General features: G+C 70.7%; 9 protein-coding genes. 5 read left to right on the forward strand and 4 right to left on the reverse strand.

Features of this window, described 5'->3' with window-relative positions; genetic code table 11:
* The first annotated feature begins 82 nt into the window (after positions 1 to 82).
* The 5 genes from BMH31_RS13955 (at position 83) to BMH31_RS13975 (ending at position 5,974) form a co-directional block, all read left to right on the forward strand.
* The gene (locus BMH31_RS13955) at positions 83 to 1,609 is read left to right on the forward strand and encodes an ABC transporter substrate-binding protein (RefSeq protein ID WP_241898308.1); all 1,527 of its coding nucleotides are present in this window, start codon (positions 83 to 85) and stop codon (positions 1,607 to 1,609) included.
* 85 nt (positions 1,610 to 1,694) lie between these two features.
* Positions 1,695 to 2,636: an ABC transporter permease gene (locus BMH31_RS13960; protein WP_099722705.1), complete on the forward strand. Its 942-nt coding sequence runs from the start codon at positions 1,695 to 1,697 to the stop codon at positions 2,634 to 2,636.
* The gene (locus BMH31_RS13965) at positions 2,633 to 4,516 is read left to right on the forward strand and encodes a dipeptide/oligopeptide/nickel ABC transporter permease/ATP-binding protein (protein ID WP_099722706.1); all 1,884 of its coding nucleotides are present in this window, start codon (positions 2,633 to 2,635) and stop codon (positions 4,514 to 4,516) included. Before BMH31_RS13960 ends, BMH31_RS13965 begins: the two co-directional genes overlap by 4 nt.
* Entirely contained in the window at positions 4,513 to 5,355 is an 843-nt protein-coding gene (locus BMH31_RS13970; protein WP_099722707.1) for an ATP-binding cassette domain-containing protein, read from the forward strand. Before BMH31_RS13965 ends, BMH31_RS13970 begins: the two co-directional genes overlap by 4 nt.
* A 184-nt stretch (positions 5,356 to 5,539) precedes the next feature.
* The gene (locus BMH31_RS13975) at positions 5,540 to 5,974 is read left to right on the forward strand and encodes a MepB family protein (RefSeq protein ID WP_099722708.1); all 435 of its coding nucleotides are present in this window, start codon (positions 5,540 to 5,542) and stop codon (positions 5,972 to 5,974) included.
* Positions 5,975 to 6,037: 63 nt separating this feature from the next.
* On the opposite strand, the gene BMH31_RS13980 is transcribed toward BMH31_RS13975, so the two are convergent.
* The 4 genes from BMH31_RS13980 to BMH31_RS13995 all read right to left on the reverse strand — a co-directional run.
* Entirely contained in the window at positions 6,038 to 7,291 is a 1,254-nt protein-coding gene (locus BMH31_RS13980; RefSeq protein WP_241898309.1) for a multidrug effflux MFS transporter, read from the reverse strand.
* Positions 7,288 to 8,343 (reverse strand): alpha/beta hydrolase, encoded by a 1,056-nt coding sequence (locus BMH31_RS13985; RefSeq protein ID WP_241898310.1) that lies wholly within the window; start codon positions 8,341 to 8,343, stop codon positions 7,288 to 7,290. The genes BMH31_RS13980 and BMH31_RS13985 overlap by 4 nt, the downstream gene beginning before the upstream one ends.
* Positions 8,340 to 9,332, reverse strand: coding sequence for an alpha/beta hydrolase (locus BMH31_RS13990; protein WP_241898311.1), 993 nt, complete (start codon positions 9,330 to 9,332; stop codon positions 8,340 to 8,342). The genes BMH31_RS13985 and BMH31_RS13990 overlap by 4 nt, the downstream gene beginning before the upstream one ends.
* Positions 9,333 to 9,433: 101 nt before the next feature.
* Positions 9,434 to 10,361: aldo/keto reductase (locus tag BMH31_RS13995; RefSeq protein WP_099769566.1), on the reverse strand; the 928-nt coding region annotated here is incomplete at its 5' end.

Consider the following 10,361-nt stretch of genomic DNA (forward strand, 5'->3'; position numbering starts at 1 on the left):
AGTTTCGGACAGGCGAGGTGGATACGCAGGCGGAGCCTCACCCCATACCTACCCGCATGTCCGAATACCGAGAGAAGTAGACATGATGAAGAAAACTCTGACGGGCGTCGCGGCGCTCGCAGCCGTCGCGCTCGCGCTCACCGGCTGCTCGTCCGACGGCTCCGGCGGCAACGGTGCCGCGGCCGGTGCGAGCGTGCCGCTCAGCATCGGCAACTTCCTGGACGTCACCAACTGGGATCCCGCGAGCGCCGACCTCGGCTTCGACGGCCCCTACCTGTCGGCGGTCTACGACGCGCTCCTCACCACCAACGAGAAGGGCGAGCCGCAGCCGGGCATCGCCAAGAAGTGGGAGGTGTCGTCCGATTTCAAGACCGTCACCTTCGACATCCGCACCGACGCGAAGTTCTCGGACGGCACCAAGCTCGACGCGGCCGCCGCGGTGACGGGCCTCGAACACCTGCAGAAGGGGCCGACCTCGCAGGAGGCCTACACGAACGTCGAGTCGATCGAGCAGACCGACGACCACACGATCGTCTTCCACATGAAGAAGCGCGACGACACGATGCTCTACCTCATGGGCCTCGGGCGCAGCTACCTCGCCTCGCCGAAGGCGATCACCGGCGGCAAGCTCTCCGAGAAGCCCGTCGGTTCCGGCCCCTACACGCTGGGCGAGAACAGCACCCCGGGCAGCGAGTACGACTTCGACAAGGTGAAGGACCACTGGGACGCGAAGCAGTTCCCCTTCGACCCGCTGAAGATCACCCCGCTGAGCGACGGCACCGCCATGCTCAACGCGATGGAGGCCGGCCAGCTGAACCTCATCTACACCGATAAGACCGGCAGCGACGCCGCGAAGAAGAACGACTGGAACGTCGCCAAGGGCCTCTCGATGTGGGCCGGCCTGCAGTTCGCGGACCGCTCGGGCGCCATGGGTTCGCCGATCGGCAAGCTCAAGGTGCGCCAGGCGCTCAACTACGCATTCGACACGAACGCGATGCACACCTCCATCGCGCAGGGCCAGGGCTACGTCACCAACCAGTTCTTCCCGGTCGACCAGACGGGCTACGTGAAGTCGCTCAACGACCGTTACAAGTACGACATCGCGAAGGCGAAGCAGCTGCTCGCCGAGGCCGGCTATCCGAACGGCTTCGAGATCAGCATGCCGATGGCCCCGCCGTTCCAGCCCTACCAGGCGATCACCGAGCAGACCTTCAAGCAGCTCGGCATCAAGGTGAAGTGGGACTCGACCGACTTCATGAGCTACATGGGCAAGGCCGGCAAGTACCCGATGTACATCGCGGTGATCGCGATGGATTCGAACCCGGTCGCGACCGTCGAGCGCCAGATCGCCAAGCCGCAGTGGTACAACCCGAACCCGGGCATCGACACCCTCGACGGCGTGCAGGCGCAGCTCGACAAGGTGTTCGCGGCCGCCCCCGGCGACGCGCAGAACACCGAGATCGAGAAGCTCAACGAGCTCGTCACCGACCAGGCCTACAACGCGGTCTGGGGTCAGAACGAGAACACCTACGTGAGCACCCAGGAATTCACCGTGAAACCGGTCATCGGCCTCATGTTCCCGACGCTCCGGCAGATCTCGACCAAGTGACCCCCGCGGGTCGGGGCCGCCACGGCGGCCCCGACCCGCGACCCCGCTTCCCACTCTCTTCTCATCGTTCGACCCGGGAGACCCGATGATCCCCTTCGTGCTCAAACGACTCCTCTTCGGAGTCGTGCTGCTGTTCGTGGTCGCGAGCGGCACCTTCTTCCTCGCGCACGCCGCGATCCCGAACCCGGCGCTCGGGCTGCTCGGCAGCAACGCGACCCCGGAGGCGGTGCAGGCGCTCACCGCGAAGATCGGAGCCGACCGCCCGATCCTGGTGCAGTACCAGGAGTGGCTCGTCCACCTGTTCCAGGGCGACTTCGGCACCTCCTGGAAGAACGGCCTGCCGATCGGCAAGACCCTCGGGATCCGGTTCCCGATCACCCTGTCGCTGGTGATCGCCTCGGTCGTCCTCTCGGCGGTGCTCGGCGCGGTGCTCGGCACCGCCGCGGGCCTGCGGCCCCACAGCTGGATCGACAAGGCCGTCAAGGCGGCCTCCGTGGTCCTGTTCGCGCTGCCCGGCTTCTGGGTCGCGGTCGCGCTCGTCATGCTCTTCGCGGTGCAGCTCAAGTGGTTCCCGGCCATCGGCTACGTCTCGCCGGCGGAGTCGCTGCAGGGCTGGCTCCGATCCATCACCCTGCCCGCCGTCTCCCTCGCGCTCGGCGCGATCGTCATGATCGCCGAGCAGCTGCGCAACGGCATCATCCACGCGGACGCGCAGGACTACGCCCGCACCCTGCGCAGCCGCGGGCTCCCGTTCTGGCGCGTCGCCCTGCACCTGCTGCGGAACTCGGCACCGGCCTCGCTCACCGTCCTCGCGCTCATGTTCGTCGGACTGCTCTCGGGCGCGATCATCGTCGAGCAGATCTTCGGTATCAAGGGCCTCGGCGAGCTGACCCAGTCGGCCTCGCAGAACGGCGACATCCCGACCCTGCTCGGGGTGACGGTGCTCACCGTCGTCTTCGTCGTCATCGTCAACCTCCTGCTCGACATCGTGCTCGGCTGGATCAACCCCAAGGTGCGTGTGAAATGACCACTTCCGCAGGCCCCATCCTCGACGCGGCGACGGTCGACGCGGTCGACACCCGTGGCGGCGACCGCGGATCCGTCTTCGTGCGGCTGATCCGCCGTCCCGCCGGTCTCATCTCGCTCGCGGTCCTCGCGCTCATCCTGCTCGTCGCGATCCTCGCTCCGTGGATCTCGCCCCACGACCCCAACGAGGTGATCCTCTCGCAGGCGCGGGCGCTTCCGAGCTGGACGCATCCGCTCGGGGGCGACAACACCGGCCGCGACGTGCTGAGCCGGCTCATCTGGGGCACCCAGATCACGCTGTGGGGCGCGTTCGTCTCGATCCTGACCTCGCTCGTGCTCGGTGTCCCGTCGGGTCTCGCCGCCGGCTACTTCGGCGGCGTCACCGACCGCATCGGCACCTGGATCAGCGACGCGCTGCAGTCGGTGCCCGGCATGATCATCCTCCTGATCGTCGGTGCGAACACGGGCAACGACCTCACGATCCTCATGGTCACCGTCGGCGTGTTCATGGCCCCCGGCTACTTCCGCCTCACGCGCTCCACCGTGCTCGCCGTGCGCGGCGAGATGTACGTCGACGCGGCGCGCGTCGCGGGGCTCACCGATCTGCGCATCATGTCGCGCCACGTGATCCGTCAGGTGATCGCACCGATCGTGATCCAGTCGGCCCTCACCGCCGGTATGGCGATGGGCATGCAGGCCGGCCTGCAGTTCCTCGGCATCGGCGGCGGCACGACCCCGGGCTGGGGCGCCGCGATGAACGAGGGCTTCCAGGTGATGCGCACCGCGCCGCTGCTGCTGCTCTGGCCGTCCATCGCGCTCGGCGTCGCGATCGCCGCGTTCGCGGTGCTCGGCTCCACTCTCGGCGACGTCATCAACTCGAAGCAGCCCGTGCTCTCGCGCAAGCAGCGGCGTGCGGTCGAAGCGGCGAACGCCGCGAACCGCGCCGCGCCGAAGTCCACCACGACCGGATCCATCTCGGTCGCCGCCGTCGACTCGGCCGTGCGGCTCGAGAACCTGCGGGTGAACTACGAGACCGCGGCGGGCGAGGTCGAGGTGGTGCACGGCATCACCCTCGACGTCGCCCCGGGCGAGGTGCTCGGCATCGTCGGCGAATCCGGATCGGGCAAGTCCCAGACCGTGTTCTCGATGCTCGACCTGCTGCCGAAATCCGGTTACTACACGGCCGACGCCATCTGGATCGGTGGCGAGGACGTGACCACGCTCTCGCGCAAGGACCGCGCCCGCCTGCTCGGCTCCGAGATCGGCTACATCCCGCAGGAGCCCATGACGAACCTCGATCCCTCGTACACGATCGGCGCGCAGCTCATCGAGCCGCTGCGCGCGGTGCACGGCATGGGGCGCGCCGAGGCGCGCGAGCGCGCGCTCGCGATGCTGGAGCGGGTCGGGATCGTGGATCCCGCTCGGGTCATGAAGTCGTACCCGCACGAGCTGTCGGGCGGCATGGCCCAGCGCGTGCTCATCGCGGGTGCGATCGCGGGCAAGCCGTCCGTGCTCGTCGCCGACGAACCGACCACGGCGCTCGACGTGACCGTGCAGGCCGAGGTGCTCGAACTGCTGCGCGAGCTGCAGCAGGAGTACCAGATGGCGCTCGTGATCGTCACGCACAACTTCGGCGTCGTCGCCGACATCTGCGACCGCGTCGTCGTGATGCGGTCCGGAGCCATCGTCGAGATCGACGACGTCGGACCGATCTTCGCCGACGCCGAGAATCCCTACACCCGCGAGCTCATCGCCGCATCGCTCGACGGGGCGGCCAGCCGTGTCGAGCTCGACCGCGAGGCTGTGCTCGCAGGTGCGGCACCATCGAGCACCGGAGCCACGATCGCCGCACGCGTCAAGACCGAGGAGGCCGGAGCATGACCGCATCCACCCCGCTGCTGCGGGCCGAGAACGTGATCGTCGAGTACGGCTCGAAGCGGCGCCCGAACCGGGTGCTGCACGAGGTCTCGCTCGAGGTGGGCCCGGGGGAGTGCGTCGGCCTCGTCGGCGAGTCCGGATCGGGCAAGTCGACGCTCGGCAAGGCGATCCTGGGCCTCGTGCCGGTCGCCGGCGGGCGCATCGAGTTCGACGGCCGCGACATCACGCACCTCACGGGGCGCGGACGGCGCGAGCTCGCCTCCGACATCCAGGTGGTGTTCCAGGACCCCTACGGCTCGCTGAACCCCATGATGACGGTGGGCGAGATCCTCGCCGAACCGCTCTCGGCGGTCGGGGCCACCCGGGCGGAGGCGCTGCGGACCGTCGGCGAGATGCTCGAGCGCGTCAACCTGCCCGCGACCGTGGTCGACCGCTACCCGAGCGAGTTCTCGGGCGGCCAGCGGCAGCGCATCGCGATCGCCCGCGCCCTCGTGCGCCGGCCTCGCCTGATCATCTGCGACGAGCCCGTCAGCGCGCTCGACCTCACGACCCAGGCGACCGTGCTCGATCTGCTCATCGACCTGCAGCGCGAGACCGGGGTCTCGTACCTCTTCGTGTCGCACGACCTCGGCGTCGTGCGCCGCATCTGCCACCGCGTCGCCGTGATGTACCGCGGCAACCTGGTCGAGATCGGCGACGGCGAACAGGTCACCCGGGACCCGCAACACCCGTACAGCAAGCGACTGCTGGCCGCGTCGCCCGTCGCCGATCCGGTGCTGCAGGCCGAGCGGCGCGGGGAGTGGCTCGCGCTCCGCGAGGCGGACGACGCCGTCGCGCGCTGAGGGACCGCGGTCTCAGCCGGGGCCGTCTGCCCGGTCGTCCACGACGGGCGGGCAGCCTGATTCTCGGAGATCCGCAGCATTTCGGACCCGTCGCTCAGATGCGTCCGAAATGCGGCGGATCTCCGATTTCGTTCGCGTGGTGCGCGGGGGAACACGGCGGGTGCACCGCGATAGCGTGGTGGGTATGGAGTTCCGTGCCTTCGCCGAGTACGCCGCCGTACTGGGGCTGCTGACCGGTACGGTGCAGCCCGAATCCCAGAACAACGACTACGAGTCGGGGCTCACGGAGATCGACGGCGGGACCTGGCATCTGCGTACGGCGCGGACCACCCCCACCAAACCCGGCGCGTTCCTCGCGTTCTGGCGCCGGGACGAGGTCGGCGAGACGGCGCCGTTCGACACCCGCGCGGTCGGGGCCGGACTCATCGTGCTCGTCGAGCAGGAGGGCCGCAGGGGCGCGTTCCGCTTCACCGCCGAGCACCTCGCCGCGCTCGGGATCACCGCCGGGCCGCGCCCGGGCAAGCGCGGCTTCCGCGTGTACCCGAGCTGGTGCGAAGACCTGAACGCGAGTGCGACGGCGGCGCAGCGCGCCCAGGCGCCTGCGTTCCGCGAGTACTGAGCGGGGCGGGCGGCGCTCGTCGTCGCCCGTCGGGTCAGCACCGGCGTGCCGATCCCGTCGGTCTCAGCTCCGCACCGGCCGGCCAAACTCCGCGGGCGCGAGCCGACCCACGAAGAGCACGCCGATGAGGGCGGCGGTGCCGGAGCCCGCGAGCACGGTCGCGGCCATCGTCAGGGCCGAGGTGCCGAAGAGCGCCGAGACGACCGGGACGAGCAGCGCGCCGACCGTGAACATCGAGGTGCCGAGCAGCGCCGAAGCCGTGCCCGCGTGACGGCCGTGGCCGCTGAGCGCGAGGGTGGTGCCGTTGGGGCCGCCGAGCCCGATCGCGCAGAGGAACAGCGCCAGCAGCACGAGATACACGGGTGCGGGAAGCCCGAGCAGCGTCGCCACCAGGAGCGCCGCGCCCACGAGGCCGGTGCTGATCTGCCCGGTGAGGTACACGCGGGTCGGACCGAGCCGGCCGACGAGCAGCCGGCTGATCTGGGATCCGGCCAGGTTCGCGAGCGCGTTCACGGCGAACAGCAGGCTGAAGACCTGCGGGGTGATCCCGAACTCGTCCTGCAGCACGAAGCTCGACATCGACAGGTACGAGAAGAACGACAGGCCGCCGAGGCAGGACGCCGCGAGGATCGCGGTGAAGAGCGGGTCGCGCAGCACCTCGGACATATGGGAGGCGGTGCCGCCGACGAACCCGTCGGAGTGCCGTCGCTCGGGCGGGAGCGTCTCGCGGAGCCCGAAGACGGCGACCGCGAGCAGGGCGACGCCGATCCCGCCGAGCACGAAGAAGATGCCGCGCCAGTCCATGAACCGGGCGAGCTGTCCGCCGAGCACGGGCGCGACGATCGGGGTGCTCGCGGTGACGATCGCGAGCATCGAGAGCATGCGCGAGAGCGCGATCCCCTGGAACAGATCGCGGGCGACGGCGAGACTGATCACCACCCCCGCCGAGCCGGCGAGCCCCTGGAGGAAGCGTGCGACGAGCAGCAGTTCGATACTGGGTGCGATCGCGCAGAGCACCGACAGCAGGGCGAAGCTCGCGACGCCGATGGCGAGCGGGCGCTTGCGCCCGAAGCGGTCGGAGAGGGGTCCCGCGATGAGCTGCCCGAGTCCGAGCCCGATCATGCACACCGACATAGTCGCCTGAGCGAGCGCGTCGGACGTCTGCAACTGAGCGGCGAGCTGCGGGAGCTGCGGCATGTACACGTCCATCGAGAGCGGCCCGAAGGCCTCCAGCGCCCCGAGCACGAGGGTGAGGCGCAGGAGGCCCATCGGGCGCTTCGATCCGGATCGCACGGCGGCCGCGGTCGTCGCGCTCACGGCTCGAGCACCCGGCGCCACCAGCTGTCGCGCGCGGCATCCGCAGCCTGCGAGACGACGGCGTCGGGCGAGAACCCGCTGAAGCCGTGGTAGCCGCCAGACCAGACGTGCAGTTCGGCGCTGCCGCCGGCCGCCCAGATACGGCTCGCGTAGGCCACGGCCTCGTCGCGGAACACCTCGGCGGCGCCGACCTCGACGAATGCGGGCGCCAGTCCCGACAGATCCGTCGCGCGAGCCGGGGCCCGGTACGGGTGCACGTGCTCGGTGCCGCGGTCGGTCCCGAGCATCGCGTCCCACCCGGTGTCGTTGTTGTTGCGATCCCAGGCGCCGAAGCCGTCGTACTGCCAGGCCGAGACCGTGTCGTTGCGGTCGTCGATCATCGGGGCTCCGACGAGCTGGCCCGCGAGGGCGATCCCGCGGTCGCGCGCCATGAGCGCCACGGCGGCGGCGAGCCCGCCGCCGGCCGATGCGCCGGTCACGACGATCCGGGAGGGATCTCCGCCGAGCTCGGCAGCGTGCGCGACGACCCAGGCGAGCGCGGCGAAGCAGTCCTCGGCCTGGGCGGGCGCAGGATGCTCAGGGGCCAGCCGGTACTCGACGCCGACGCCGATCGCGCCGTAGCGCTCGGCGAGATCGACCAGTTCGGACGTCTCGAAGAATCGGGTGCCGAGCACGTAGCCGCCCCCGTGGATCCCGAGCACGATCGGTCGTGCCCCGTCGAACACGCCGGCGGGTCGCACGATGGTGATCTCGACCTCGGGCGCTCCCTCGGGGCCGGGGATCGAGCGGTCCTCCCACGTCACGGCGCGACCCTCGACCTGCGCCTCCATCGGCGGGATGATGGTCGCGAAGTGCGCGCGGTTCTCGAGGATCGTGTGCGCGCGGAGCGGGATCCGCTCGACGAGGTCGAGGAAGAACGCGAGGCCGGGTTCGAGCGCGGGGTCGTAGGGCACGGGCATCGGCCGCGGATCCGGCGGAGTCGCGCGGCAGGGCGCACCGGCCGCGACCGTCGCTGCGGCCTCCGCGCCACCACCGGTCGTCGCGCCGCTCACGAAGCGTCTCCGTCGGAGTCGGCGGTGCCCAGCACGCGCGCGAGCCAGGAATCGCGTGCCGCGAGCGCCGCGCGGGTCAGCTCGCTGCCGGGCGCGTACACGTCGAAGCCGTGGAAGCCGCCCGACCAGACGTGCAGCTCGGCCTCGCCGCCCACGGCCCAGATCCGGCTCGCGAACGCGGTGTCCTCGTCGCGGAACATCTCGGCGGACCCCACCTCGATGAACGCGGGCGGGAGACCCGAGAGGTCGGTCTCGCGAGCGGGTGCGGCGGCGGCGGGAGCGGCGTCCGAGTAGGCGAGCTCCTCGCCGAGCACGAGCCGCCACGCGAGCAGGTTCGCGTCGCGCGTCCAGGTGCCGATCCCGTCGTACTGCAGCGACGAGACGGTGCGGTTGGTGTTGTCGAGCATGGGGCAGAGCAGCAGCTGGCCGGCGATCGCCGGACCCCCGCGCTCGCGGGCGAGCAGCGCGACGGCCGCCGCGAACCCGCCCCCGGCGCTGCCGCCCATCACGATCAGGCGATCCGGATCGCCGCCGAGCTCGGCGGCGCGCTCAGCGACCCAGACCGTCGCCGCGTAGTTGTCCTCGACACCGGCGGGGAAGGGGTGCTCCGGTGCGAGCCGGTACTCGACGTTCACGCCGATCGCGCCGTGGGTCTCGACGAGGTCGACGAGACGACCGTGCTCCCAGCTGCGGTGCCCGACGATCATGCCGCCGCCGTGGAAGTTGACGAGGAGCGGCAGGGGCCCGACGGACGGGCCGGTCGGGCGGAACACGGTGATCTCGAGATCGGGGGAGCCCGCGGGGCCGGGGATCACGAGCTCCTCCGCCGAGACGCCTCGGCCGGCGACCGCGCCCGCGCCGTCGGGGAAGTCCGGCCCGAAGGCGGCGCCTCCGTCGCGCAGATTCTCCTCGGTCAGGGGCGGCATCGGGTTCGCGGCCATCGCGTCGATCAGCGGTTGCAGTTCGGCGGCGAAGGGGACCGGGGCCACGCTGGGGGAGCCGTGCGCGACCGGTGGTGTCGTCGGGGGCGCACCGACCGTCGGCGCGTGAGCCGTCGGTACCGGGGACGTTGCTGCGGGCGCGGTCATGCTCACGGCCCTTCCGGATCGACGACGTCGCGGTCGGCCCAGAACGGGGCGACGCGCTCGCGGATCGTCGGCGCCCCGACCCGCTCGACCAGTTCGAGACTGCCGAGATTTGCCTCGAGCTGGGCGACGCTCGACGCCCCGAACAGGGTCGTCGCGGTCGCGGGGTGGGTGAGCGTGAACGCGATGGCGAGCTGCGCGGGGGTGGTCTCGAGCTCCTCGGCCAGGGCGACGAACGCCGGAACGTCGTCGATGATCCGCTGCCGGATCCCGCCGGGATCGCGCCCGACCTCGCGGTCGGTGGCGACCTTGCCGGCCAGGTAGCCGCCCTCCATCACGTCGGACGCCTGCATCGAGAGACCCTGCTCCCAGAGCTTCGCGAAGGGCGCACCGTCGGGGATCGAGCGGCGCGAGACGCTGTACTTGAGCTGGGCGATCGCGGGGCCGTCGACGCCCTCGGCGGCGGCGATGTCGATGAGCCGTTGCACGTTGCCCGCCGACCAGTTGTTCACGCCCCAGGCGCGGATCAGGCCGGCGTCGCGCAGGGACGCGAGGTTGAGCACGATGTCGCGCAGCTCGAGATCGTCGCGGCGCAGGTCGCCGAGGATCACGAGGTCGGCGTTCGGGCTGTCGACGCGGAACAGTGCGGCCTCGAGCTGCGCCCGGAACCCGGTCGCGGCGTCCCAGCCCTCGAGCCAGAGCTTCTCGGAGAGCAGGTACTCGTCGCGGGCGACGCCCGCGGCGCGGATCGCGGCGGAGAAGAGCACGTCGGTGAACGCCGGTGGGAATCCGGGGGCCGCGTAGACGCCGACGTCGAACAGGGTGATGCCACGGTCGATCGCGGTGCGCAGCAGGGCGACGGTGTCCTCGAAGTGCATGCGGTCGTAGACGTGCCACGAGCCGAGCGCGAAGACCGGTCTCTTATACCCATCG

Source organism: Leucobacter sp. OLIS6, assembly GCF_002752355.1.
Classification (GTDB): domain Bacteria; phylum Actinomycetota; class Actinomycetes; order Actinomycetales; family Microbacteriaceae; genus Leucobacter.

What these genes read in the sequence shown, in the direction of transcription:
- BMH31_RS13955 (WP_241898308.1), top strand. Translation starts at nt 83, where the DNA reads ATGATGAAGAAAACTCTGACGGGCGTCGCGGCGCTCGCAGCCGTCGCG.
- BMH31_RS13960 (WP_099722705.1), top strand. Translation starts at nt 1,695, where the DNA reads ATGATCCCCTTCGTGCTCAAACGACTCCTCTTCGGAGTCGTGCTGCTG.
- BMH31_RS13965 (WP_099722706.1), top strand. Translation starts at nt 2,633, where the DNA reads ATGACCACTTCCGCAGGCCCCATCCTCGACGCGGCGACGGTCGACGCG.
- BMH31_RS13970 (WP_099722707.1), top strand. Translation starts at nt 4,513, where the DNA reads ATGACCGCATCCACCCCGCTGCTGCGGGCCGAGAACGTGATCGTCGAG.
- BMH31_RS13975 (WP_099722708.1), top strand. Translation starts at nt 5,540, where the DNA reads ATGGAGTTCCGTGCCTTCGCCGAGTACGCCGCCGTACTGGGGCTGCTG.